The sequence below is a fragment of the Dialister hominis genome (genome assembly GCF_007164725.1).
GTDB lineage: Bacteria > Bacillota > Negativicutes > Veillonellales > Dialisteraceae > Dialister > Dialister hominis.
Map to the genome: position 1 here is coordinate 500645 of NZ_AP019697.1, position 26669 is coordinate 527313.

The following is a 26669-nucleotide window of genomic DNA, read 5'->3' on the forward strand; positions in this document are numbered from 1 at the left end:
AGCTTAAGTGAGACGACAATTTCATAACATCGGTTCAGGAAGAACCGGCTCACGGGTAATGGGGCCCATGCTGCAGATCTTTTATGCTGGCATGGCTTTTTTTGTAGGTTTTTCTTTAGGAAAAGGGGTAAGGAAAAGGAGTGTTTCTATGGGTTGGCTTAAAAAGTTTCAAAGTGAAAACAGGTACGTAGTGTTCTTCTTTCTCTATGTAGGGTTCTGTATTTCTTACATAGACAGATCCGCTATCGGGCTCGCACTTCCTTCGATTTCGAAGGATTTCACCCTTGCGCCCACGCAGATGGGCGTCGTCATCAGTGCATTCTTCATCGGCTACTCGATCATGCAGCTGCCTGGCGGCTGGATGGCCGACAAGTTCGGGTCGAAGTCAGTCATTCTGATTGCGCTCACCTTGTGGTCTATTTTCACCTTCATGACCGGCCATGCTTCCTCTCTTGCAGGACTCCTTTTCCTGCGTTTCGTATTCGGCCTCTGCGAAGGCCCGTATGCCGGTGCCTGCTACCGCGGCATTGCAGAATACTTCCCGCGTGAACTTCGTCCTGCATTTGCCACAGGCGTCCTGTCTTCGAACTATATCGGCAGCGCCATTGCTCCGATCATCATCGTGCCGCTCATCCTCTGGTTCGGATGGAGAGGCATGTTCCAGGCATTAGGCTGCATCGGCCTTGTTTATGTATTTTTCTATGCATTTTTCTATGCATTTTTCGTCAAGCAGGTAAAACCGGCAGAAGAAGAAAAAGCCGGCGCCAAGAAGGGAAGCAAGAAGGAATATTTCTTAAAGCTTCTCCATTTCTCCATCATCTGGAAACTCGTCGTCTGCGCATTCTGCATTTCCTGCATCAATAAAGGCCTCGATGCCTGGATGCCGACGTACCTCATCGCGGAACGCGGCATCAATCTGAAAGCTGTCGGCTATGTAACCCCGATCCCGTTCATGGCATCTTTCCTTTCCACCGCTGTCTGCGGCTGGATCATGAACAAGTATTTTGACAGGGTAGAACAGTACATGATCGGCATCTGCGCTGTCATGACCGCTGTCTTCCTGTACCTCATGTACAATGCAGAAACCCTTTTCTGGGTCGTCGTATTCCAGTGCGGTGTGTACTTCTTCAAGGCATGCATCTTAGGCTCTGCCGTTGCTATCGTCCTTAAGATCGTTACCGGAAATATTGCAGGCTCGGCTACGATGATCGTCAACATGGGCGGCCAGGTAGCAGGCTTCATTTCCCCGGTCGTCATGGGATATCTTGTTTCTGTATTTAATGGTTCCTTCAACGCTGTTTTCTACTACCTGATCGGTGCTGCTTCCGTCTGCGCTCTGAGCGCATTCCTCATTCCGAAGAGAAAAGAAGCGATGCTTGACCTGGGTGAGGGCAGTGAAGAATAAACGGAGCGGATTTTCCGCTTTCCCTTGCAGTATAGTTCAATGATTGTAGAATGGAAGTTAAGGAGGAAAAAGTATGAAAATTTCTAAAGTAGTTGTCCGCAGAATGAGTCTTGATTTCAAGGTGCCTTTCCGCACCAGCTTCGGACTGAATACGACAAAGGATTTCTCCATCGTCGAACTGCATGACAGCGATGGCAATGTGGGATATGGTGCCTGCTCGGCATTCATGCGCCCCTGGTACAATGAAGAAACGACAATGGGCGCTCTCTTCATTATCAAAGAATACCTGATTCCGGCTCTCTTTGATGCAGGTGATTTCAAGGACCCTGAATGGTTCTTCGATCATACATCCTGGATCCGCAGAAACCGCATGGCGCGCGCTTCTGTCGACTGCGCTCTCTGGGAACTGTACTCCAAGGAACTCGGCATTCCTGAATACAAAGCTCTCGGCGGCGTCAAGGATTCTGTCGAAGCCGGCGTTTCCTTGGGCATTGAAGATACACCTGACAAGCTTCTTGCTACGATTGAAAAGTACATGAAGCAGGGCTACCGCCGTGTCAAATGCAAAATCAAACCGGGCTATGATATCAATTACATGAGAGCTGTCAGAAAAGAATACGGAGACATCATGCTCATGGTTGATGCCAATTCCGCATATACGCTCGCTGATATCGACCTCTTCAAGGAAATGGATGAACTGGGCCTTCTCATGATTGAGCAGCCTCTGGCATCCGATGATATCGTGGATCACCGCCACCTGCAGGCTGCCATCAAGACACCGATCTGCCTGGATGAAAGCATTGACAGTGTCGATGATGCCAGAAGAGCCATCGAGCTTGGCAGCTGCAAGATCATCAACATCAAAGTAGCCCGCGTGGGCGGATTGACCGAAGCCAGAAGAATCCAAAAATTCGCCGGTGAAAAGGGCGTTTATTCCTGGTGCGGCGGCATGGTCGACGACGGCGTCGCAAGGGGCCACAACATGGCTGTTGCCACCCTCCCGTACTACCGCTATCCGAATGATATCCCGGGAAGCGACCGCTACTATGCGGATGATATCGTAACCCCGTCCACATTCATTGACGATCATGCCATGATTCATCTGCCGCAGCTTCCGGGCACCGGCTTTGAACTGAATCAGGAAGTCGTTGAAAAACATACTCTTGAAAAGTGGGAATTCACAAAATAATCAAATAAGGAAGGAGCGCGGAGGGGAAGCCGTCCGCGTTTCCTGCTGTCATTTTTGAAACGGAGGAAAGGTTATGACGACAAGAGATAAAGCATACGAATGGATTGACGCGCATAAGGACGACATGGTCGATTTGTGGAAACAGATGGTGACCATCGATTCCGGCATCGGTGTCAAGGAAGGCGGCATGGAGATGGGCAATCTCTGCGCAGGAATCCTTGAAAAGCTGGGATTCTCCATCCGCCGCGTATCCTATGAAAAATGCGGCGACACGATCATCGGCGAACGCGGCGACCTGTCCAAACCATACACGATCCTCATGGGTCACATGGATACGGTATTCTTCAAAGGCGAACCTGAAAAGCGTCCGTTCACCATTAAAGACGGCAAGGCATACGGCCCGGGCGTTCTTGATATGAAGGGCGGCGTCTGCATCCTGCTCTCCACTCTGGAAGCGCTCCATGCAGCCGGATTTGATGATTTCCCGTGCAAAGTCATCCTTGTTGCCGATGAAGAACCGGCCCACGTATTCTCCAATGCGCCGGAAGTCATCGAGAAGGAATCCAAAGGCGCCAAGTGCGCATTCAACTTTGAAACAGGCTTCCCGGATCATGCCCTGGTCGTCCAGAGAAAAGGCTGCTGGCGTTTCTTCATTGAAACCTTCGGCCGCGGCTGCCATGTAGGGAATGATCCGCAGAACGGCAGAAGCGCTATCCTTGAAATGGCTCACAAGATCATTGAAATCGAGAACCTGACCGACTACTCCAAACAGTACAATGTCAATGTCGGCACAATCGAAGGCGGCACGGTAGCCAATGCGGCTCCGGCTCACTGCAAGGTGGAATGCGATTTCCGCTACGTCCATCCTGAAGATCTCCCCATCCTCAGAAAGAAGGTCGAGGAAGTCTGCGCCAAACAGTATGTGCCTGATGTCACGACAAAGCTCTATGACAGCGTAGGCTTTGCTGTCATGCCGCAGCTCCCGGGCAACCTTGAACTTCTGAAGATTGCACAGGAAGTCGCAGAAGAAAGCGGATTCCCTGTTCCGGGCCCGAAACTCTGCGGAGGCGGCAGTGATGCAGCCTACACGGAAGCTGCCGGTGTTCCGACACTCTGCGGCACAGGCGTTGAAGGCTCCAGAAACCATACGGTCGAAGAATGGGCCGATGTGGACAGCCTCTTCCGCCGCGCTAAGCAGATGGCAGGCATTCTTCTCAAGCTGAACGAAAAATAATTTGAAGATCATCTTAATACGGCAGGCCGCCCGCTTCGATGCTGGCGGCTTTCTGCCATGGAGGACAGGAGGACATTATGAGAATTGACCGCGTAGATATTATCCGCGTTTTGAATCCGTTCAAGCATCCGTTCCAGACAAGCTTCACCAAGTTTGAAAACAGGGACGCACTGCTTGTCAAAGTATATTCCGAAGGCCTTGTCGGCTGGGGTGAATGCAAGGCTTTCTACGGGCCTTTCTACAATCCGGAAGACAACGGCACCGTGCTTCATATCCTGAGCGACATCATCATCCCGGGCATCCTTCATACGGAAGTGGAAAGCCCGGAAGCTTTCATGAAACAGTTCGACTACATCAAGGGAAACCGCCTTGCCAAAGCAGCTGTCGAAAACGCTCTCTGGGAACTCATGGTCCAGCGTACAGGAAAGTCCCTGAAGACGCTCCTTGGCGGCACGCAGAAGGAAATCAAGGTCGGCGTCTCCCTTGGCATTGAAAAGGATATCAACGTCCTTTTCAAGGAAATTGAACATTACTTAGAACTTGGCTATCACAGAACGAAGATCAAAATCCATCCGGGCCGCGACATTGAAGTCGTCAAGGCCATCAGGAAGGAATTCGGGGATATCACGCTTACCGTCGATGCCAATTCCGCCTACACGCTTAAGGATATCGACCTCTTCCGCGCCATGGATGAATACCATCTCCAGTACATTGAACAGCCGCTCGGAGAAGAAGATATCGTCGACCATGCCACGCTCCAGAAAGCTATCGAGACACCGGTCTGCCTCGATGAAAGCATCGTTTCCTACGAAGCGGCAGAAGTGGCAATCCGTCTTGGCAGCTGCAAGGTCATCAATATCAAATCCAGCCGCTGCGGCGGTGTCTATGAAGGAAAGCGCATCCATGACCTCTGCGTTGCCCATCATATTCCTGTATGGTGCGGCGGCATGACAGAGCTCGGCATCGGCCGCGCGCAGAATGTTTCCTTTGCAAGCCTTCCGGGATTTACGGAACTGGCGCATGATGTGGCAGCTGCGAGCCGCTACTTCGACGAAGATGTGACAAACCCGATGGTAGACATCACTGACCGCTGCACGATCATCGTGCCGGATGAGGAAAACGGAATCCATTACGATGTCGATGAAAAGCAGATCGACAAGATGGAAGCAGGCCACTGGATTTTCAAATAAACGAAAATTTTACAAAAATCTTGTTGACACGCATTTCGAATCGTGGTAAAGTACACACAACGAAACGATGAAGAAAAGAGTAAGCGTCTGAAGACAGCAAAGCGAGTCCGGATAGTGAGAGCGGATATGGATAGGAAGCTGAAGTGCATTTCTGAGTTTGACGGGCTGAAATGATAGTAGGTCCTTCCGGGAACTCCCGATACAGAGTCAGGGTTTGATAGAACCTTCTAAGGTGCATTTGGCGACAGGTGCATGAAATCGGGTGGAAACACGAAGCTATGGCTCTCGTCCCTTTACAGGGGCGGGAGCTTTTTGATTTAAAAAAATACAGAAAAGGAGCGAAAGACGATGGGAAAAATGATAGCCAGAGAAATCGACAACTTGACATGGAGAGTCGCAGGCTGCCTGCTTTTCATCGGAATTTCCGCTCCGGCATTCCATAAGTTTTACAGAAACGGCATTGAACATTAATTCTTGCCCATAATAACTGCGATGAAGGAAAGAGTAAGTCTTCTGAATATGGCAAAGCGAGTCCGGATAGTGAAAGCGGATACAGATAAGATGACTGAATTGCATTCCTGAGCGGGACGGCCGAAATGAGAGTAGGTCTCCGGGGCGGCGCCCCTTACAGCGCACGGAGTATGATAGTACTTCATGAGGCCTTGCGGGAGACCGCAGGCAAAATAGGGTGGAACCACGAATCCTCGTCCCTTCGGACGGGGATTTTTTGTATACAGGAGGGAAAAAGAAATGAAGCGATGTAGACATTGCAGGAAAGCAGGAGACAGTTAACGATGATCATTTAAAACAGGAGGCATTACTTATGAAGCAGAGCAAAAGAGATTTGATTACAGCAGCATTCCACAACCAGGAAACCGGCCGCATGGCCCTGGGATTCTGGCACCATTTCCTGAAGGACGAAACCGGAGCCGATGCATTCCTTCATCCAGAGCTTACGGATGAAGTCATTCAGGGACAGGAAGATTTCTATCAGGCGTTCTCCCCGGATATGATCAAAATCATGACGGACGGCTTCTTCAGCTATCCGGCAGAAATCCTCCAGAAACCATTGACCAGCAGAAAAGCGCTTTCAGAAATCAAGCCGCTTGGAAAATCATCTGTCTGGTTTGAAAGTCAGATCGCTTATGCAAAGCTTCTCCAAAAGAAGTACGGCAGTGAAGTCCCTCTCTTCTACAATGTGTTCGCCGTCCCAAGGACGATCGAATTCATGCAGCAGACAGCCGGAAGCCCGATCGACCTTGGCGCATGGGTGAGGGAAGAGCCGGAAACGCTCACAAAGGCAATGGACATCATTTCCACTGATTATGCAGAGCTTGCAAAGGCTCTTATCAGCGAAGCAGGAGTGGACGGGATTTACCTTTCCGTCAACAACGTGAGCCCTGATGGAATCACGGAAGAAGAATACAGGAAGTACATCGCTCCTTACGAGCTGAAAATCCTGGAAGCGGCCAATGAGGCAGGCGGAAGCAATATTCTTCACATCTGCGGCTACCATGGCTTCAGGAACCATCTGGAATGGTACAAGGATTACCCGTTCCTGGCAGTCAATGTGGCCAACCACGTCGAAGGGATTACGCTTGGAAAGGAAAAGAAACTCTTTGGCGGAAGGGCCGTCATCGGAGGATTCGGACAGACTGAAAATGATCTGATCTACAAGGGAAGCGAAGAAGAAATCAGAAGCGAAGTCAGAAGACTTCTTGATGAAAGCGGGACGAAGGGGGTTCTCCTTGGTGCTGACTGCACGATTCCAAGAGATACGGATATCCGTCATCTGGAATGGATCAGGGATGAAGCAGACAAGTACGTGAAGGAACACAAGGCATAAAGAGTAAAGGAAAAGGAGAACAACTATGAAGACGGGAAAATTATGGAAAGCACTCATTCTGGCAGGCATCGTGGGAATCGCGGGAGGGCTTGCAGGATGCGGCGGTGAAAAGGCAGACAAGGGAGCATCTGCTGCTGTATCGTCCAATGGAAAGAAAATCGTGAAGATCGCGCACACGGCGCACTATTTCCCATACGACTATGTGGATGACAAGAATCAGTCGGACGGCATGGAAGTCGCTGTCATGAAGGAAGTGGCAAAGAAGCTGCCGCGGTATGAATTCCAGTATGTGCCGACATCTGATGATGATCTTCTGATCGGCGTCGAATCCGGCAAGTACGATGCAGGAACGAAGGGGATCTGGAAGACACCGGCCCGCGAAAAGAAATACATTTTCCCGGAAAACAACATTGCTGCCAGCGTCATCGGCGTAACGATCAGAAGCGAGGATGCGGATAAGATCCACTCCCTGGAAGATTTCGCCAAGGCAGGCAAGAAGCTTGTGCCGATTGCTCCGCAGAATGCGCAGTACCAGGTCATCAAGGATTTCAATACTGCTCATCCGGATTCCCCGATCAATCTGGAAGCGTCTGAAAACTTCCAGGTCGCTGATGCGTACAGCTGGGTGCTTGAAGGACGCTATGACGGATACCTTTCCATCGAGCTGGCTTACAAGAAAAATGTGACCGCACCGGATGCGCCGTACAAGGATTACAAGAACAAGCTGACATATATCCGCTACAAAGCGCTTCCGACATATGTCCTTGTCAACAAGAACGACAAGGAACTGGCCAGACAGATCAATCAGGCGCTTGGCGAACTGAAGAAGGAAGGCAAGATTGCCGAGCTTGAGAAGCAGTACTTCGGTGAGGAAATCAGCCCGCTTCTGGATCAGAAATAAGAATGGAATGGAACGATTGAATAAGGAGGGATACCCATGGATACGAGGCCATTCAGCCCGGATGTCATACTGACATCCATACCTGCTTTACTGCCATACCTTGAGGTGACGCTTATGGTCGGCCTGATCAGCGTCGTGACCGGATCAGCCTTCGGGCTTCTGCTCGCATGGGCCAGGCTTTCAGGAAATAGGATCCTGTCATCTCTGGCGGAAGGATACACGTACATCATCCGCTGTACGCCGTCCATCGTCCTTCTTTTCATCGTTTTCTACGGACTGCCGGTCTTTGCAAGGGATGCGCTGGGAATCGATCTCGATAATCTGTCGCGTGCGATTTTCGTCATCATCACGTTCACGCTTCTCTTCGGAGGCTTCGTATCGGAAGTGTTCCGCTCCGCTTACCTCGCTGTCCCCAAGGGGCAGTATGAGGCGGCGGTTACCATCGGTCTTTCTCCTTGGAAAGCATTCCTGACGGTCGTGATGCCGCAGGCAGCCGTCATCGCTCTTCCGAATTTTGGAAATTCGGTCATCAATCTTCTGAAAGAAAGCGCCCTGGCTTATACGATCGGGCTCATCGATCTCCTGGGCAGGACGAATCTTATCATTTCCCAAAACTACGGCGCGTACGGCATAGAGCTTTATGCAGCGTGCATGCTGATTTACTGGATGGTGAATATCCTTCTTGAAAGGACATTTCTTTTCGCCGAAAAACGGCTGTCACACAGAGAATAGGAGGCAAGTATGGAACTGGATCTGTCATTCATGGAAGAGGCGCTGCCCTTCCTCATCAAAGCCATTCCCGTGACGATTTTCATCACAGCGGCAACGCTCATCCTCTCTCTTGTGCCGGCTTTTCTGATGGCGGAGAAGAGAGTGCGTGGAGGCGGAAAAGGAAAGGCAGAAAAGCTCATCATGCTCTACATTTCCTTTATCCGCGGAACGCCGCTCGTCCTGCAGGTGCTTCTCGTGTATGCGCTCATGCCGAGCATCCTGAATTCCATCGTCAAAGCGCTGGGGCTTCCCATCGACGTATTCCATGACATCAATCCGCTCTGGTATGCAGTGACGGTTTTCACGATCAATACGACGGCTCTTCTTTCGGAAATCTTCCGCTCGGCCATGCTGGCGGTGCCGGAAGGGCAGATGGAAGCAGGACTTACGATCGGGCTTTCAAGGTTTCAGACATGGATCCATGTCGTCGTGCCGCAGGCTCTGACATCTGCGCTTCCCAACCTCTGCAATCTCACGGTCAACCTGATCAAAGGCACGTCGCTCGCCTTCTTCATGGGAATCAAGGACATCATGGCAGCCGCAAAGATTCAGGCGGCCTTCGGCTACAATTACATCGAGGCATACCTGGAAGTATTCATCCTTTATATCGCAATCTGCACCATCGTTCAGGTTGTTTACAAGATTTTCGAAAAACGCGCCGGACTCTACCGCGCAGCAGGACAGGAGGGCTAACTATGCTGGAAATTAAAAACGTAAAGAAAAGTTTCGGGAAACAGGAAGTACTGAAGGATGTGAGCCTGCGCGTGGAAAAGGGAGATGTCATTGTGATTCTGGGGCCTTCAGGCTCCGGAAAGACGACGCTTCTCCGTTCCCTTGCCTTCCTTGAAAAGGCAGACGGAGGTGTGATGATGCTGGGAGACAAGTCGCTTGATATGCACAATGCATCATCCAAGGACATTGCCTGGGTCAGGAAGCGGACAGCTTTCGTCTTCCAAAATTACAATCTCTTTGCCAATAAGACAGCGCTTGAAAATGTCATGCTGGGCCTTACGGCAGGGCGGGGCATGAAGAAGGACGAAGCAGAGCGCATTGCAAGAAAAGCGCTCCGGGATGTAGGCCTTGAAGACAGGATGGATTACTATCCCTCCCGCTTGTCCGGAGGGCAGCAGCAGCGCGTCGGCATTGCAAGAGCCATGGCAGTCAAGCCGGACGTCATTTTCTTTGATGAACCGACATCAGCTCTGGATCCCGAACTCGTCGGCGGTGTCCTCTCTGTCATGAAGAAGCTGGCAGAGGACGGCGTGACGATGATTGTGGTCACGCATGAAATGAAGTTTGCCCGTGAAGCGGCCAGCAAGGTCATCTTCATGGACGGCGGGGTCATCGTGGAAGAGGGAGATCCTGAGACGGTATTCACCCACCCGAAGGAGGCAAGGACGAGAAAGTTCCTGCGCCGCATTCTTGATCATGAAGATATCCCCGAAGACAGGGAGGGAATCCCTGAAGTGCGCGCAGCCGTGAAGAGTATTCCATCTGTCAGCGCGATGCCGGGATTCATGTAAGCTTTCTCCTTTCCGGTGTATAATAAAGAAAAATGACGGGAAAGGGATGATTCCTGATGGATGAGGAAAAACCGATCATATTGACCGCGCAGGGAAGTTTCTCTGCCGGCGGAAAGACGCTGAAGGCGGAGGGGACGTATGACCCTTCTCATGCGCTTGATCCTGCCGGACAGACAAAGCATGTCGATCATGCCTATGTGTTTTATCAGGCGCCGAAGGATGCGAGGCCGAACGCTCTCGTGTTCCTCCATGGAGCCGGGCAGAGCGGAGCCGCATGGGAGACGACGCCTGACGGGCGCGAAGGATTCCAGACGATATTCCTCCGTAAGGGATACAAGGTATTCCTGATGGACCAGCCGGGACGCGGCAGGGCGGCGAGTGTTTTGACAAGTGCATCCGTCGAGCCAAAACCAGACGAAGCGCTCTGGTTTGATATTTTCCGCTTCGGCCATTATCCGGAAAGATTTCCCGGCGTGCAGATTCCTGAAGGGGAAGAGGCCGCCGACCAGCTCTGGCGGAGGGTGACACCGGATACGAGGACCTTTGATGCCGAGCTTGTCTCGGATACGCTATCAGCGGCAATCGACCGTGCAGGGCCTTCTGTCATCGTGACGCATTCGCAGGGAGCCGGCGCAGGCTGGCGCGCTGCCATGAAGAATGACAATGTCAGGGGCATCATTGCCCTGGAGCCCGGCGTAGGATTCCTCTTTCCTGATGACGATGTGCCCGATCCATTGATTTCCACAAGCCCCTTCGGTGCTCTTAAGGCAGAAGGCGTCGATCCGAGGGATTTCCACAAGCTGACGGAAATCCCGATCCTCATGATCTTCGGAGACAATATTCCAGACGACATGACACGCTGGGGCGGCGAAGACAACTGGAGAGTCCGCCGCATGGAAGCGGAAAACATGGCAGAAGAAATCAACCGGCAGGGCGGGGATGCCCGTGTCATACGGCTTCCTGACGTCGGAATCCATGGAAATACGCATTTCCCTTTCGAGGATCTGAATAACCGTGAAATCGCGGATCTCATGGAAGACTGGATGATCGAAAAGGAACTGGACAGGTAAGAAAACCAAGTTTCATCTTCCTCGTTGACATACTGTCAAATTAGTGATATTGTAGGTATATCGAATAGAACAAATATAATGTTATGACGAAAAGAGTAGTCATTCCGAAGCCGTAAAAGCGAGTCCGGAGGGTGAGAGCGGACGCGGACAGGATGATGAAGTGCATTTCCGAGCATCGAAGGCTGAAATGACAGTAGGCTTTCCCGGGCGCTCCCGATACAGGGCAGAGGGTCTTAGGACTCTCAGAGGCATATCTGGCGACAGGTATGCGAATTTAGGTGGAATCACGAGTCTCTCGTCCTGAAAAGGACAGGGACTTTTTTATTTAGCAATCAACAGCCGGAAGGCAACGAGGAGGAAACTTTATGAACAAGAAAACAAAAATCGCAGCAGCAGCACTTATTTCATTCCTTGCAGCAGGACTCATTGCCGGATGCGGCGGAGACAAGAAGGCAGCTTCTTCTGCAGCTTCTGCAGCAGCTGACGGAAAGAAACACGTGAAGGTCGTTCTTTCCAGCACGGAACGTCCGCTTTCCTGGACCGATGAAAACGGTAGGACACAGGGCTATGAATACGATATCCTGGAAGCAGTCAATAAGAACCTCAAGGGCTACCACCTCGATCTCCAGGCTGTTCCGCCGGAAACACAGGATGTCATGATGGAATCCGGAGATGCCAAGGTCGCAGCCGGCGGTTACTACCGTACACCGCGCCGTGAAAAGGATTACATCGTACCGAAGACACCGATCGGCGTATCTTCTGTCGAAGTATACATGAGCAAGGAAAATGCAGCGAAGTACCACAGCCTTGAAGATGTCATCAAGGGCGGCGGCAAGCTCGTTCCGAACACACCGAACGGCGGCATCTACAAAGTACTGACAGACTGGAACAAGGAACATAACAACATTCTGAAGGAAGTTCCGATCCAGGACGGCCTGACTCCGGCTGAACGTCTGAGCTCCCTGAAGAGCGGCCAGTATGATGCGCTCGTTTACCCGAACAACCTCGGTGTAGAAGATATTGCCAAAGCTATGAACCTGGACCTTGTCGCTCTCGACAAGCCAATCAAAGTCAATGAAACCGTTCTCATCGTCAACAAGGATGAAAAGGAACTGGCCAATGAAATCGAAGCTGCCCTGGAAAAACTCTCCAAGGATGGCACTCTGAAGCAGATTTCTGAAAAATGGTATCACAGAAACCTCTTCGATCAGCTGGATGAAGCCAACGCACAGAAGTAAGATTTGCCTCTGGGCGGTTTAAATGATACGATAGCCTTATTATATGTATAAAATAAGAGGCGGGATCGCAGCCCGGATCAACCGAGGGAAGCGGCCCGCCTCCTTTAATGAAAGGACGATCTATGGATTTGGAAAACAAGGGAGCCGAAATCAGCGCCCGGAATGAAAAGTACCTGCGCCATCTGCAGGGGCTGGTGCAGATTCTTTCTGTATCAAGCGTGAATGATGAGCATACGGACTGGAGCAGGTTTGATGAGCTGCATCAGTACCTTCAGACGACATATCCGATGATCTATCAGAAACTGGAACTGACGGTGATCGGAAAGGCAAGCCTCCTTTTCCGCTGGCCGTCTGAAAATCCGGACAGGAAGCCTGTCCTTCTGATGGCGCATCAGGACGTCGTGCCGGCAGGACGCGAAGAACAGTGGAGCCATCCGCCCTTTGCAGGCGAGGTGGAAGATGGTTTCCTCTGGGGAAGAGGATCGGAGGACTGCAAGTCGCTCCTCTCGGCCGAAATGGATGCTGTCGAGGAACTTCTGGAAGAACATTTCAAGCCTTCCTTTGATATTTACCTGTCCTTTGGCCACAATGAGGAAGTGCAGTGCACACCGGACAAGAAGGGATCCATTCTGGCGGCAGAATACCTGAAGAGAAACGGCGTCGAGCTGGCCTGCATTTTTGATGAAGGCGGAAATATCATCGACAATGAAAGCGGCGTGAGGGCGGAAGTCGCACTGGCAGAAAAAGCGCCGAATGAATTCGTCCTCTACAAGGACGGGGATGGCGGACATGCCAGCCGCCCCGGAAAGGGAACAGTGCTTGGCGATATTGCAAGGGCCGCCGCAGCTGTCGAAGAACATCCGATGCCCTACCGTTTGACGCCGCTCGTCAAAGCCTTCCTCAAGGCTGAAGCGCGTTTCAAGGACAAGAAGACAGCCAAGGTGTACCGCCACCCGGGCAAGCATTTCAAAAAACTCAAGAAACTCGCAGCCAAGGACAGGACACTGGATGCCATGCTTCATACGACATTTGCCGTAACGATGGCAGAGGGCAGCGCGCAGGCCAATGTCCTTCCGTCCCATGCAGAAGCAACGATGAGCGTCCGCATCCTTCAAGGTGATACTGTGGAATCAGTAAAGAAGTACCTGGAATCTATCATTTCCGAAGGCGTTCTTGTCAAAGTTCCTTTTGCTGAAAATCCGAAACGGGCAGGAAGCACGGACAGCGATGTCTATGAACTCCTCTGTGATACGATCCATGAAGTCTATGGAGAAAAGACAGCCATCGTGCCAAAACTCATGCTCGGCGCCTCAGACTCCAGAAACTATGCTGAAGTATCCCCGGCTGTTTTCCGCTTCTCCGGCCGCGTAAAGACACCGAAATGGGGCGAAGCCCATCAGGTGGATGAAAGGATGCCGGTAGACAAGCTCTACATGCCTGTTGATTTCTTCAAGACATTCCTTGGCAATTATAATAAGTAAAATATATATAAGGGCTTTGGTGAAATGGCTTCACATTTTGCCAGGGCTCTTTTATTGTCCGTTTATATTGTATTTATTTGGAGGAGCATACCTTCTATGGTACAATATACATGTTTTTCAGAAATGGGAGGGAATTATGGATAAACCAGTCATAGGTACTGTCAAGCTTGACGGCTGGGCCGTACTGGCTCCGATGGCGGGCGTCAGCGATCTGGCGTACCGTGTCATAGCAAGGCGCTTCGGCGCATCCATGACTACAGCGGAAATGGTCAGCGCCAAGGGGCTGTATTATAAAAACGGAAAGACAGAAGACATGCTGAAGATCGATCCGGATGAACATCCGGTAGCTCTCCAGCTTTTCGGAAGCGATCCTGAAATCATGGCGCTTGGGGCGCGCGAGATGGCAAAGGCGGGTCCTGATATCATCGATATCAATATGGGCTGCCCGATGCAGAAGGTCGTTAAGAACGGCGACGGATCGGCGCTCATGAAGAATATTCCGCTGGCTGCTTCCATCGTAAAGGCCATGGCGGGCGCCGTGGATATCCCGATCACGGTCAAGATGCGTCTTGGCTGGACAAGGGATACGGAAAACTGCGTGGAACTTGCCAGGGCTGTCGAAGAGGCAGGGGCAGCAGCCATTACTGTCCATGGACGCACAAGGGAAGATTTCTATACAGGAAAGGCGGACTGGAAGAAGATTGCCGAAGTCGTCAAGGCGGTTAAGATTCCGGTCATTGGAAACGGGGACGTCGTTGACGGCCCATCGGCTAAAGCGCTTCTGGAAGAAACAGGATGCGCCGCGGTTGCCATCGGCCGTGCTGCCTGGGGAAATCCCTGGGTGTTCAAGGAAGTGAATGCATACCTTGAAAATGGCGATATTATCGATCCGCCGTCCTGGGAGGAACGCCTTGCCATGGCAAGGGAGCATCTTCACGGCCTTGTCATTGAGAAGGGCGAAAATGCAGCCGTCCGCGAAATGCGCGCGCATGCAAGCCGCTATTTCCACGGACTTCCTGAAGCCGCTGCCCTTCGCCGCGAAATCATGAAGGCGCTCACCGAGAAGGAATTCAATGAGACGATCGACAGGTATGAAGAAGAAAAGCATCTGACCGAGCCGTCAAAAATCTGATTCTTTCCGAACTCTCTCATGGAAATGAATGCATGACGAGAGAATCATTAGGAAAAATAAAGAATTGGTAAGATATGCATTATAATCATGTTGTCTTGCCATATATGGTACCTTTTTACAGTCAATTTTTATTGACAAGGTAAAAGGGAAATATTAGAATGATTAAAGAACGCGAGTAATAGAGCGTGGTGATCGTCGAAGCTTGTGCAGGTTTGTGCGCGCAGGCTTTTTTATCTCACTACGGAGAGGAGAAAAGATGTCCATTGAAATGGTCCTGTTTTCCGAAGGCATCCGGGCGTATGAAATCGTATCCCGAATGACCTGTTCTGTTGCCGTGTGTTTCTTCAGGTCTTGTAAACCACTCCTCTTACGGGGGTCTGTGTCTTTGGCATAGTGTACCCCTAAAGAGGAGATTTTTTGTTATACGGCTAAGCCGTAAAGAGGGAGGATATTACAATGCATGTAGGAATCGTTATGGGCAGTGACTCCGACCTGCCGGCCATGAAAAAAGCATTTGAAATCCTGGACGGATTCGGCGTTACATATGACGTTGCCATTGCTTCCGCTCACCGCACGCCAAAGAAACTGGCTGAATTTGTTGCGGCAGAAGAAGAAAAAGGCGCAGGCGCATTCATTGCCGGCGCTGGCATGGCAGCAGCCCTTCCGGGTGTGGTAGCCAGCCTGACTTTAAGACCAGTCATCGGCGTACCGCTCTCCGGCGCAAAGCTCGACGGTATGGATGCGCTCTTCTCCATTGTGCAGATGCCATCCGGAATCCCGGTAGCTACCGTTGCCATTGACGGCACGAAGAATGCAGCCTTCCTCGCTATTGAAATCGGAGCTGTCTCCGATCGTGAATTGTACAGAAAGTACAAGGAATACCGCGAAGAAGCCGCTGCTGAAATTTACAGAAAAGATGAAAAACTGCAGAAGGAATTGGGCCGTTAATGAAGGCCTCCAAAGGAGAAAACGAAATGAAAGAATACAAACCATTCAAATCCGGCAAGGTACGTGAACTCTATGATCTGGGCGACAGCCTCGTTATGGTCTGCACTGACCGCGTTTCCGCTTTCGACAACATTCTGAAAGACCCGATCCCGCAGAAGGGCGTCGTTCTGAACCGCATGTCTGAATTCTGGTTCGATTTCACAAAGGACATCGTTCCGAACCACATGATTTCCATCGACACAAAGGATATGCCGGAATTCTTCCAGACTGAAGAATTTGAAGGCCGTTCCATGAAGACACAGAAGCTCGACATGATCCCGGTAGAATGCATCGTCCGCGGATACATCACAGGTTCCGGCTGGGAAGGATACCAGAAAGACGGCAAAGTCTGCGGCATCACTCTTCCGGAAGGCCTGAAGGAATGCCAGAAGCTTCCGCAGCCGATCTTCACCCCGTCCACCAAGGCTCCTGTCGGTGAACATGACCAGAACATTTCCATGGAAGAAGGCGTGGAATGGGTCGAAAAGTTCTTCCCGGGCAAGGGCAAAGAATACATGGAAAAACTGTCTGAACTGACACTCGCGCTTTACAACAAGTGCGCTGACTATGCTCTCGAAAGAGGCATCATCATCGCTGATACCAAATTCGAATTCGGCCTCGACAAGGAAGGAAACATTGTCCTGGGCGACGAAATGCTGACACCAGACAACTCCCGCTTCTGGCCGGCAAAGGGCTATGAAGCAGGCCACGGCCAGCCGTCCTTCGACAAGCAGTTCCTGAGAGACTACCTCAAGGCTCATCCTGGAGATACCGTTCCGCAGGAAATCATCGACAAGACGATTGCCATTTACAAAGAAGCATATGAACTTCTGACCGGCATCAAGTTCTAAGATCGTATTCACAGAGTGCGGGAAAGGCTTTCCTTCCGCCCGGGAGCGGGGAGGAAAGCCGCCGCATTTTATATCCCGCTCTGGCGGGTGCTCCCCAGAAAAAATGGGAGGGATTATCCCTCCTGCTGTTTACAGAAAGTCAGGAGAATTCCGGAATGTATAAAAGTATTGATATCTATGATGACAAGCCCCATGAAGAATGCGGGGTATTTGGCATTTTTGACCGTGAATTGTCTGCTGCAGCCGAGACCTATTACGGGATTTTCGCACTCCAGCACCGCGGCCAGGAAAGCGCCGGCATCACAGTGTCTGACGGAAAGGTTATGGAGACTTTCCGCGGTATGGGACTCGTTACCGAAGTTTTCCGCCATTTACCTGAAAAGGACGGGCATATCGGTATTGGACACGTACGTTATTCCACCACAGGCTCTTCGATTCCAGCCAACGTACAGCCGCTGCAGGCTGACAGCATAGACGGATCGATGGCGCTGGCACATAACGGCAACTTGGTCAACACGAAGAACCTTCGCAGAAGACTGCTTCTGGAAGGCTCCACGTTCCAGACTTCCATGGATACCGAAGTCATTATCAAGCTTCTGGCAAGAAGCAGAAGAAAAACAGAAGAAGAAAAGTTCATTGAACTGATGGATGAAATCCATGGCGCATATGCCATCGTAGCATGCACGAATGATGCACTCTACGGCTGCCGCGATCCTTTCGGCTACCGCCCGCTCGTACTGGGCAGGACGGAAAAGGGCTGGGTGCTGGCTTCTGAAACACCGGCTCTCGATGCCATTGATGCAAAATTCGTCAGGGACATCCTTCCGGGCGAAATTGTTTCCATCGATGACAACGGTGTCCGTTCCACCATGTACTGCCCGGTGGAAAATCACCGTCACGGAATCTGCTCCTTCGAATATATTTACTTCGCCCGTCCGGATTCCATCATGAACGGACAGGGCATTTATCAGGCCCGCCTCAACATGGGCAAAAAGCTCTGGGAAGAAACCCATTTCGACGGAGACGTCGTCATGAGCGTGCCGGATTCCGGCAACGTGGCAGCTCTGGGATATGCCCAGGCTTCCGGCATTCCTTTCGTGGAAGGCCTTCTCAAGAACAAGTACATGGGACGCACCTTCATCCAGCCGGGACAGAAGCAGCGTGAAAGAGCCGTCCGCATGAAGCTGAACCCGATCCGCATGAATGTCGAAGGAAAGAGAATCATCCTCGTCGATGACTCCATCGTCCGCGGCACGACAAGTGGCATCATCATCAACCTTCTGAGAAACGCAGGCGCCAAGGAAATCAAACTCTGCATCAGCTCGCCGCCAGTCAGATATCCATGCTTCTTCGGCATTGATACCGCTGAAAGAAAGCAGCTGATCGCCGCTAAGTATCCAACAGAGGAAATTTGCAAGATGATCGGCGCCGATGCGCTCCATTACCTCTCGCAGGAAGGCCTCGCTGAATCGATTTCCGAACTGAAGAAGACGGATATGTGCTTTGCCTGCTTTGACGGCATTTATCCGGAACCCGTACCGAACAACGGTCTGGGCGGCATGGAAGAGGAAGAATAGGACAAGGGTGAATAGGGACATGACTGAAAAGAAAAAAGGCCTGACTTACGCGGAAGCCGGCGTTGATATCGATGCTGGCGAAAGAGAAGTGGAACTGATCAAGGAATCAGTCCAGGCAACATACACCAGAGGCGTTCTGGGAGATCTGGGAGGCTTTGGCGGCCTTTTCCGCCTGAAGGATGAACTGACAGATGATCCGGTTCTCGTATCCGGCACTGACGGCGTAGGCACAAAGCTGCGCCTTGCCATTGAAATGGGCATCCATGATACCATCGGCCAGGACTGCGTTGCCATGAGCGTCAATGACGTCCTCGTACAGGGCGCAAGACCGCTCTTCTTCCTGGACTACATTGCTACCGGAAAGCTCGAACCAGAACTGATGGCTGAAATCGTCAAAGGCGTTGCCAATGCCTGCATCGAATCCGGCTGCGCACTCCTCGGCGGCGAAACCGCTGAAATGGCAGGTTTCTATGCCAAAGGCGATTACGATGTAGCTGGCTTTGCTGTCGGCATCGTTGACAAGAAAGACCTCATCACAGGCGAAACAATCGCTCCTGGCGATGTCATTCTCGGACTTCCGTCCACCGGTGTCCATTCCAATGGATACTCCCTCGTACGCCGCATCATCGAGGACAACAACCTGTCCCTGAAGGAAACGTATGAAGGCTTCGATAAGCCTCTTGGCGAAGTCCTCCTCACACCGACCCGCCTCTATCCGAGACCGGTCCTGCCGGTACTGAAGGGCGCTGACGTCAAAGGTCTCGTCCATATCACTGGCGGCGGCTTCTACGACAACATCCCGAGAGTCCTTCCAAAGGGCACCCGCGCTGTACTGAATGCCGATCTCTGGCCGATGCTTCCTGTATTCCCGTTCCTGATGAATCTGGGAGGCGTCGATCCACATGAAATGTACCGTACATACAACTGCGGTCTTGGCATGCTCCTGATTCTCACCCGCGAGGAAGCAGAAAAGGCAAAGGAAATCCTCGCTTCCATCAATGAACCGGTTTACGAAGTCGGCGAAATTACTGAAGGCAGCCAGGACGTCATTGTGACGGGCGGCTTGTTTAATAAATAATTGCCTTAAATGATAGCCGGACTTCTGAGCGGAGTCTGGCTTTTCATTAAAAACCATCTGAAAATATGAGCTGCCCGCGCGGAAGAAAGGCAGCCGAACTTGAAAATTTGTGCCAGAATTTCCTGAAATGATTATATATCCAGGGGAATACGATTCTTACCCCGATTTCGATATAATAAAAATACCTGGTTTTAGGAAAGGGCATGGCCCAAGGCAGATAAGAAGAAAAGGAGATATATTATGGCACAATTAGATGCACAGTCCATCATCAATTTCATAGGCAGCGCTCCTAAGAAAACATTTGTCAAAGTATATGTAAAAGGAAAAAACCTTGACTCCCTGACATATCCGGAGGGAGTGGATGCCTTTGTAGAAAGCAGGACAGGAATCCTCTTTGGCGACTGGAAAGAAGTAAAGCCGTTTTTGGATGAGCATGCAAAAGATTTTGACGCAGTCAGAATTGAAAATGAAGCTAGAAATTCTGCTGTTCCGCTTCTGGATACAAAGAACATCAATGCACGCATTGAACCAGGCGCTGTCATCCGCGATCAGGTACTGATCGGAAACAATGCCGTCATCATGATGGGAGCTATCATCAACATCGGAGCTGAAATCGGAGAAGGCACCATGATTGATATGGGAGCTATCCTCGGCGGACGCGCTATTGTCGGCAAGCATTGCCATATCGGTGCAGGCACTGTACTGGCAGGCGTTGTTGAACCGGCATCTGCTGAACCGGTACGTGTCGACGACGATGTCCTGATCGGAGCCAATGCTGTTGTTATCGAAGGCGTTCACATCGGTGAAGGCGCAGTCGTTGCCGCAGGAGCCATCGTCATTCATGATGTCGCTCCGCATACCGTAGTAGCAGGATCTCCTGCCCGCTATATCAAGGACGTAGACGCAAAGACCACATCAAAAACCGGTCTGGAAGAAGAATTGAGGAATCTGTAATGCTCAAAGAGGACGATCTGATCACGATCCGTCGTCATCTGCACCAGATACCGGAAGTCGCACTGGAAGAAGTGGAAACACATGCATTCCTCATGCAGGTGATCGGCATGATGGACCAGAAGTTTTTGAAAATCCTGGAGCCGAAAGAGCTTCCGACTGCGATACTGGTAAGAGTGCAGGGATCCGACCCGTCCCGGACAATCGGGTACAGGACGGATATCGACGGACTTCCTGTTGATGAAAAAACAGGACTTCCGTACGCATCGCAGCATCCGGGAAAAATGCATGCCTGCGGCCATGATATGCATATGACAGTCGCACTTGGCGTATTGGATTATTTTGCAAGCCACCAGCCGAAGGACAATCTGGTATTTTTCTTCCAGCCTGCCGAAGAAAGCGAAGCAGGCGGAAAGCGTGCCTACGAACTCGGCCTCTTCGAAGGAGAATGGCGTCCGGATGAATTTTACGGACTCCATGTAAACCCGAAAATGCAGACAGGGGTTATCGGATGCCGTATGGGAACACTCTTTGCCGGCACGACTGAAGTCAATATCGATGTGATCGGCAAGGGCGGCCATGCTGCATTCCCGCAGGATGCAAAGGATGCCGTCGTGGCTGCCAGCGCCCTTGTCATGCAAGTGCAGACAATCATTTCCCGCTCGATCAATCCGATAGAATCTGGGGTCATTACCCTTGGAAAATTCGAGGCAGGCACGATCAGGAATGTCATTGCCGATCATGCGCGCCTTGAAGGAACGATACGCGGCCTGACACAGGTGATGATCGAAAAGATCAAGGAACGTGTTCAGGAAATCTGCGAAGGAATTGAGAGAAGCTTTGAAGTGGAAGTCAGGCTGGGACTCAATCAGGGCGGATATTTCCCTGTTGAGAATGATCCTGTGCTGACAAAGCGCTTCATCAGATTCATGCAGGAAAATCCTGATGTAGTCTATGAGGAAGTGCCGCCTGCCATGACAGGAGAGGACTTCGGTTATCTTCTGCATCAGTTTCCGGGAACCATGTTCTGGCTGGGCGTTGATGGCGGAGCCCAGCTCCATGAATCTTCCATGAGCCCTAAGGAAGGGGCTATCCAAAAGGGGATAACAGCCATTACTGAATTCTTAGAATACCGCATGATTACAGAAGAGTAATTTTATAATAGAACTGAATTTGTCCTCCAGAGAGACATGATCCCGATGGACAGGAAACAGGAGGTAGATTGTATGCCATCAGTTATTTCAGAATTAAGCGGGATGATTAATCAGAAGCTGACAGAGGTACCGCCGTCAGCGATTCGTGCATTTGACAATGAAATTTCATCTGTCCCGGGAATTATCAAATTAACATTGGGCGAACCGGATTTTGCTGTGCCTGACCACGTCAAAATGGCTGCGGTCAAGAGCATTGCAGAAGACGATTCCCATTACTCCCAGTCAGCCGGAAAGATTGAACTTAGGGAAGCCATCGCAGCGTATCTGAAACGCACAAGAAATGTCGACTATGATCCGGCTTCCGAAATCGTAGTTGCTGTCGGGGCAACAGAAGCACTGGCTGCCTGCACATTTGCTCTCCTGAATCCGGGAGACAAGGTCCTTGTGCCGACACCGGTTTTCCCTCTGTACTTCCCGCTCATTTCCCTTACAGGAGCAGAGGTCGTCATGATCAATACGGCTCCGGAGGGTTTTGTACTGACTCCGGAACGTCTGAAAAAGGTGCTTGAAGAGGAAGGAAGCAGCGTCAAGGCTATCCTCCTCAATTATCCGTCGAACCCGACAGGACGTTCCTATTCGGCCAAGCTGCTCGATGAACTGGCTGAAATCCTGAAAGAACATCATCTGCTGGTTCTGGCGGATGAAATCTACTCCGAACTGACTTATGATGCGGAGCATTCATCCCTGGCAACCCGTCTTCCGGGACAGACTTTGCTGATTTCTGGCTTGTCCAAGTCCCATGCCATGACCGGGTATCGTTTAGGATACGTGGCCGGACCTTCCCAGCTAATCGGTGCAGTCACAAAGATGCATGCATTTATGGTGACCTGCATCAATGACTCCGCACAGGCTGCTGCTGTTGAAGCGTTGAATCATGGAGATAACGATCCGGTTGTCTTCAGGGAAGCATACAGGCACCGCAGAGATTATATGGTGGGCCGCATGCGCAAGATGGGATTTGAAATGGCAGTGCCGGAGGGCGCATTCTATGTATTTGCCAAGATCCCGAAGGAATTCGGAACAGACGACTTTGCTTTTGCATTAAGACTGGCCAAGGAAGGCAGGCTGGGAATTATCCCGGGATCCGTCTTTGGAAGCGGCGGCGAAGGATACGTAAGAATTTCCTATGCGGCATCCGATGAGAAAATCGAAGAGGCAATGAACCGTCTCGAAGAGTTTGTCAGCCATATCTGAAATCAGGCGGGGAGGCGCAGAGCGCCGCTCCAGGTATCGTCCCGTATCAGATAAATGCTATAATCAGTTGGATTTCCATAGGAAAGGCAACCGTAAAATCAGGCAAAATTTCCTGCCTTCGGATGGAATGCTGCCAGCTTGTCAGACCAGTCTTTGTTGAAAACAGAGAACTGGCAGACAGGAACTATTTACTTTGAGGATTTCGTGTATGAACAAAAAGAGAATTGTAATATTTGCATCAGGCCGCGGCTCAAACGCCGAAGCCATCCATGAAGCCTGCGAAAACGGGACAGTCAACGGAGAGGTCGTTGGCGTCATCTGTGATCACGCAGGAGCGCAGGTCCTTGAAAGAGCCAGGCGCTGGAATGTACCCTCCACGGTCATCGAATTAAAATCCTTCGAGAACAAGGCAGCTTTCAATGATGCCCTCCTCGAAGCAGCTGTATCATATAAGCCCGATCTCATCTGCCTTGCCGGCTACATGAGAATCTGCGGAGAAAATCTGATTCATGCATTCCCGAACCGGATCATCAACATCCATCCGGCTCTGCTTCCGAGCTTCCGCGGGCTTCATGCCCAGAGACAGGCCATTGAAGCCGGCGTCAAAGTCGCAGGCTGCACGGTCCACTTCGTCGGAACGGGCCTTGATGACGGCCCGATCATCACGCAGACTGCAGTTCCCGTCTATGATGATGATACGGAAGACACGCTGTCCGCCCGCATCCTGGAACAGGAACATCCTTCCTACGTCCGCGCTGTCGCTGCTTACTGCAGGGATGAGCTTACGATTGAAGGGCACCATGTTTCCGGCATGCACGGCCACCATTAATTCAGACTGAATATCTGATGATTTCAGATTCACATAGTATCGCCCGGAAACGGGCCGTTCACAAAGGAGGAGTTATAATGGCAGTCAAAAGAGCGCTTATCAGCGTATCTGATAAGACAGGTGTTGTAGATTTCGCAAGAGGACTTCATGAACTCGGCGTGGAAATCATTTCCACAGGCGGAACCATGAAGGCAATCGCAGATGCAGGCATTCCTGTAAAATCTGTTTCTGAAGTTACCGGTTTCCCGGAAATGATGGATGGCAGAGTCAAGACACTGCATCCGATGATCCACGGCGGCATCCTTGCTATCCGTGACAACCCGGAACATGTCAAGGCCATGAAGGAACACGGCATTACAGGCATCGACCTCGTAGCCGTCAACCTGTACCCGTTCAGGGAAACCATTGCAAAGCCTGATGTCACCAGAGCTGAAGCTATCGAAAACATCGATATCGGCGGCCCGTCCATGGTCCGTGCAGCAGCAAAGAACTACAAGTACGTTGCTGTTGTCGTCGATCCCAAGCAGTATGATGACATTCTTGAAAGAATTAAAAATGACCAGCTGACTGATGAATTCCGTCTGGACCTCTCCAGAAAGGCATTTCTCCACACAGGCCTTTACGACTGCGCTATCGCTGACTATCTGACAAAACAGGTTAATGGGGATAACGATACACTGCCGGATATTTACAGCATGGCTTATGTCAAGCTGCAGGACCTGCGCTACGGCGAAAACCCGCATCAGAAAGCTGCATTCTACAAGGATCCGGAAGCAACAGGCGGCATCGCTGCTGCCAAGCAGCTCCACGGCAAGGAACTTTCCTACAACAATATCGTTGATATGGAAGCAGCATGGGATCTTGCCTGCGAATGGAAAGACCAGCCGGCATGCGTCATCGTCAAGCACACGAACCCATGCGGCACCGCTCTTGGAAGCACAGCTCTTGAAGCATTCCAGAGAGCCTTCGACGCTGACAGCAAATCTGCTTTCGGCGGCATCGTTGCCATGAACCGTGAATGCGACAAGGAAACCGCTGAAGCTATGAAGCCGATTTTCTTCGAAGTCGTCATGGCTCCAAAATTCTCCAAGGAAGCTTTCGACATCCTCAGCACGAAGAGAAATATCCGTCTGATCGAAGTACCATCTTCCGAAAAAGAAGAACTCCAGCTGCACAAGGTTTCCGGCGGACTTCTCGTACAGACACCGGACAACAGCGCTGAAACAAGAAAAGACTGCAAGGTCGTAACTGACCGTGCTCCGACAGAAGAAGAATGGCAGGCACTGGAATTTGCATGGAAGATCGTCAAGCATGTCAAATCCAATGCTATCGTTCTGACCGGCAAGGACGTAACACTCGGCGTCGGTGCTGGACAGATGAACCGCGTCGGCGCAGCTGACATTGCCATTGCTGAAGCAGGAGAAAAATCCAAGGGCTCCGTCATGAGCTCCGATGCATTCTTCCCGTTCGGCGATACCATTGAAGCCGCAGGCAAGGCAGGCGTAACCGCTGTCATTCAGCCAGGCGGATCCATCAGGGATCAGGAATCCATCGATATGGCCAACAAGTACGGCATTGCCATGGTATTCACCGGTCACCGTCATTTCCGTCACAGCTAAGAGAGGAAGTTTAAATGAAAGTATTGGTTATTGGAAGCGGCGGACGCGAACATGCGCTGCTTTGGAAGCTCTCCCAGAGTCCTTCCGTTACAGAACTTTATGCAGTCCCGGGCAATGAAGGCATGGCAGACATCGCCTCCCTCGTTCCGGTAAAGAGCAATGAAGATATTCTGGATTTCGCAAGACTCATGCAGATCGATTTGACCGTAGCAGGACCAGAAACGGTTCTGACCGAAGGCCTTGCCGATCAGTTCGAGGCAGAAGGACTTGCTTTCTTCGGCCCGCCCAAAGCGGCAGCCCGCATTGAAGGCTCCAAGAGCTTTGCAAAATCTCTCATGAAGAAATACGGTATCCCGACAGCCGCCTATGAAGTATTCACTGACGAAGACAAAGCTGTCGAATACCTGAAGACACAGTCCTTCCCGATTGTCATCAAGGCTGACGGACTTGCAGCAGGCAAGGGCGTCATCATTGCCAAGGATCTGGAAGAAGCCACCCATACTGTCAAGGATATGCTCGAAGGCAATTCCTTCGGCGATGCAGGCCGCTCCGTTGTCATTGAAGAATTCATGACAGGCGAGGAGGCGAGCGTTCTCTGCTTCTGCGACGGAACGACTGTCGTTCCGATGGTTTCCTCCCAGGATCACAAGAGAATCGGCGACGGGGATACCGGCCCGAATACCGGCGGCATGGGCGCCTATGCTCCTGCTCCGGTCATGACCCGTGAACTCATTGAAGAAGCCAATGTAAGAATCCTCCGTCCGATGGCAGCTGCCATGAAGAAGGAAGGATATCCATTCAAAGGCTGCCTCTATGCAGGTCTCATGATCACCGATGAAGGACCGAAGGTCGTTGAATTCAACTGCCGCTTCGGCGATCCGGAAACAGAAGCTGTACTTCCGCTTCTCGATGGCGATCTTGCACAAATCATGCTCGACTGCGTCAACGGAAAACTTACACATGAAGAAGTGACATGGAAAGACGGCTATGCTGTCGATGTCGTCCTGGCGTCCGGCGGTTATCCTGCTTCCCATACATCCGGCGAAATCATCAGCGGCATTGAAGATGCCAAGAAGGAAGACTGCATCGTATTCCATGCAGGCACTGCTAAGAAGAACGGCGAATTCGTCGTCAATGGCGGCCGCGTGCTGAATGTTGTCGCCATTGCCCCGACGCTGGAAGAAGCCAAGGAAAAAGCCTACAAGGGCGTTTCCCGCATCCACTGGATGGGCATGCAGTACCGTCACGACATCGCTGACAAGGGCATCAAGCACCTGAAGGATCATCAGTAATTTCATAAGGAAATAAGAAAGGGACTTTGACAAAATGTGTAATCATTTTGCCAAAGTCCTTTTTGTGTTGGCATATTCGATTAGTGGATTATCCAAC

The 26669-nt window shown here is 51.2% G+C and carries 24 protein-coding genes and 2 other annotated features; all 24 genes read left to right on the forward strand.

Features of this window, described 5'->3' with window-relative positions; all coding sequences use genetic code 11:
• The first annotated feature begins 148 nt into the window (after positions 1-148).
• The 24 genes from Dia5BBH33_RS02330 to purD all read left to right on the forward strand — a co-directional run bounded on the left by Dia5BBH33_RS02330 (position 149) and on the right by purD (position 26572).
• Entirely contained in the window at positions 149-1405 is a 1257-nt protein-coding gene (locus tag Dia5BBH33_RS02330) for an MFS transporter (protein WP_022383138.1), read from the forward strand.
• Between the two features lie 73 nt (positions 1406-1478).
• Positions 1479-2594, forward strand: coding sequence for an o-succinylbenzoate synthase (gene menC, locus Dia5BBH33_RS02335; RefSeq protein WP_108849968.1), 1116 nt, complete (start codon positions 1479-1481; stop codon positions 2592-2594).
• 73 nt (positions 2595-2667) lie between these two features.
• On the forward strand, positions 2668-3828 hold the full coding sequence (locus Dia5BBH33_RS02340; protein ID WP_022383136.1) for a M20 family metallopeptidase: 1161 nt from the start codon (positions 2668-2670) through the stop codon (positions 3826-3828).
• 77 nt (positions 3829-3905) lie between these two features.
• On the forward strand, positions 3906-5018 hold the full coding sequence (menC, locus tag Dia5BBH33_RS02345; RefSeq protein WP_108849967.1) for an o-succinylbenzoate synthase: 1113 nt from the start codon (positions 3906-3908) through the stop codon (positions 5016-5018).
• Positions 5019-5366: 348 nt separating this feature from the next.
• Positions 5367-5489: a hypothetical protein gene (locus Dia5BBH33_RS11370; protein ID WP_022383134.1), complete on the forward strand. Its 123-nt coding sequence runs from the start codon at positions 5367-5369 to the stop codon at positions 5487-5489.
• A 12-nt stretch (positions 5490-5501) separates the two neighbouring features.
• Positions 5502-5733, forward strand: a binding site (T-box leader).
• A gap of 108 nt (positions 5734-5841) precedes the next feature.
• Positions 5842-6864 carry a uroporphyrinogen decarboxylase family protein gene (locus Dia5BBH33_RS02350; RefSeq protein ID WP_108849965.1) on the forward strand — a complete coding sequence of 341 codons (1023 nt, stop codon included), beginning with the start codon at positions 5842-5844 and terminating at the stop codon, positions 6862-6864.
• A 25-nt stretch (positions 6865-6889) separates the two neighbouring features.
• Positions 6890-7765, forward strand: coding sequence for a transporter substrate-binding domain-containing protein (locus tag Dia5BBH33_RS02355; protein ID WP_022383132.1), 876 nt, complete (start codon positions 6890-6892; stop codon positions 7763-7765).
• Between the two features lie 36 nt (positions 7766-7801).
• Positions 7802-8497: an amino acid ABC transporter permease gene (locus Dia5BBH33_RS02360; protein ID WP_022383131.1), complete on the forward strand. Its 696-nt coding sequence runs from the start codon at positions 7802-7804 to the stop codon at positions 8495-8497.
• 9 nt (positions 8498-8506) lie between these two features.
• Positions 8507-9229 carry an amino acid ABC transporter permease gene (locus tag Dia5BBH33_RS02365; protein WP_022383130.1) on the forward strand — a complete coding sequence of 241 codons (723 nt, stop codon included), beginning with the start codon at positions 8507-8509 and terminating at the stop codon, positions 9227-9229.
• Positions 9230-9231: 2 nt separating this feature from the next.
• On the forward strand, positions 9232-10059 hold the full coding sequence (locus Dia5BBH33_RS02370) for an amino acid ABC transporter ATP-binding protein (RefSeq protein WP_022383129.1): 828 nt from the start codon (positions 9232-9234) through the stop codon (positions 10057-10059).
• A gap of 56 nt (positions 10060-10115) precedes the next feature.
• On the forward strand, positions 10116-11129 hold the full coding sequence (locus tag Dia5BBH33_RS02375) for an alpha/beta hydrolase (protein ID WP_143332304.1): 1014 nt from the start codon (positions 10116-10118) through the stop codon (positions 11127-11129).
• A 74-nt stretch (positions 11130-11203) separates the two neighbouring features.
• Positions 11204-11435, forward strand: a binding site (T-box leader).
• Between the two features lie 59 nt (positions 11436-11494).
• A complete protein-coding gene (locus Dia5BBH33_RS02380; RefSeq protein ID WP_022383127.1) occupies positions 11495-12367 on the forward strand; it encodes a transporter substrate-binding domain-containing protein in 873 nt (290 codons plus the stop codon).
• A 122-nt stretch (positions 12368-12489) separates the two neighbouring features.
• The gene (locus Dia5BBH33_RS02385) at positions 12490-13848 is read left to right on the forward strand and encodes a M20/M25/M40 family metallo-hydrolase (protein WP_162501749.1); all 1359 of its coding nucleotides are present in this window, start codon (positions 12490-12492) and stop codon (positions 13846-13848) included.
• Positions 13849-13984: 136 nt separating this feature from the next.
• Positions 13985-14980, forward strand: coding sequence for a tRNA dihydrouridine synthase DusB (gene dusB, locus Dia5BBH33_RS02390; RefSeq protein ID WP_022383125.1), 996 nt, complete (start codon positions 13985-13987; stop codon positions 14978-14980).
• A 456-nt stretch (positions 14981-15436) separates the two neighbouring features.
• On the forward strand, positions 15437-15928 hold the full coding sequence (gene purE / locus Dia5BBH33_RS02395) for a 5-(carboxyamino)imidazole ribonucleotide mutase (RefSeq protein WP_022383124.1): 492 nt from the start codon (positions 15437-15439) through the stop codon (positions 15926-15928).
• 26 nt (positions 15929-15954) lie between these two features.
• Positions 15955-16818, forward strand: coding sequence for a phosphoribosylaminoimidazolesuccinocarboxamide synthase (locus Dia5BBH33_RS02400; protein ID WP_108850913.1), 864 nt, complete (start codon positions 15955-15957; stop codon positions 16816-16818).
• 155 nt (positions 16819-16973) lie between these two features.
• Positions 16974-18395 carry an amidophosphoribosyltransferase gene (gene purF / locus Dia5BBH33_RS02405; protein WP_143332306.1) on the forward strand — a complete coding sequence of 474 codons (1422 nt, stop codon included), beginning with the start codon at positions 16974-16976 and terminating at the stop codon, positions 18393-18395.
• A 19-nt stretch (positions 18396-18414) separates the two neighbouring features.
• Positions 18415-19473: a phosphoribosylformylglycinamidine cyclo-ligase gene (purM, locus tag Dia5BBH33_RS02410; protein ID WP_108849961.1), complete on the forward strand. Its 1059-nt coding sequence runs from the start codon at positions 18415-18417 to the stop codon at positions 19471-19473.
• Between the two features lie 240 nt (positions 19474-19713).
• The gene (gene dapD, locus Dia5BBH33_RS02415) at positions 19714-20427 is read left to right on the forward strand and encodes a 2,3,4,5-tetrahydropyridine-2,6-dicarboxylate N-acetyltransferase (RefSeq protein ID WP_022383120.1); all 714 of its coding nucleotides are present in this window, start codon (positions 19714-19716) and stop codon (positions 20425-20427) included.
• Complete coding sequence (locus Dia5BBH33_RS02420) at positions 20427-21578, forward strand: N-acetyldiaminopimelate deacetylase (protein WP_108849960.1); 1152 nt, start codon at positions 20427-20429, stop codon at positions 21576-21578. Before dapD ends, Dia5BBH33_RS02420 begins: the two co-directional genes overlap by 1 nt.
• 72 nt (positions 21579-21650) lie before the next feature.
• Complete coding sequence (locus tag Dia5BBH33_RS02425; protein WP_022383118.1) at positions 21651-22832, forward strand: aminotransferase class I/II-fold pyridoxal phosphate-dependent enzyme; 1182 nt, start codon at positions 21651-21653, stop codon at positions 22830-22832.
• A 208-nt stretch (positions 22833-23040) separates the two neighbouring features.
• Positions 23041-23661: a phosphoribosylglycinamide formyltransferase gene (gene purN, locus Dia5BBH33_RS02430; protein WP_022383117.1), complete on the forward strand. Its 621-nt coding sequence runs from the start codon at positions 23041-23043 to the stop codon at positions 23659-23661.
• Between the two features lie 77 nt (positions 23662-23738).
• Positions 23739-25280 carry a bifunctional phosphoribosylaminoimidazolecarboxamide formyltransferase/IMP cyclohydrolase gene (gene purH, locus Dia5BBH33_RS02435; protein ID WP_022383116.1) on the forward strand — a complete coding sequence of 514 codons (1542 nt, stop codon included), beginning with the start codon at positions 23739-23741 and terminating at the stop codon, positions 25278-25280.
• A gap of 14 nt (positions 25281-25294) precedes the next feature.
• A complete protein-coding gene (gene purD, locus Dia5BBH33_RS02440; RefSeq protein WP_022383115.1) occupies positions 25295-26572 on the forward strand; it encodes a phosphoribosylamine--glycine ligase in 1278 nt (425 codons plus the stop codon).
• The last annotated feature ends 97 nt before the right edge of the window (positions 26573-26669 follow it).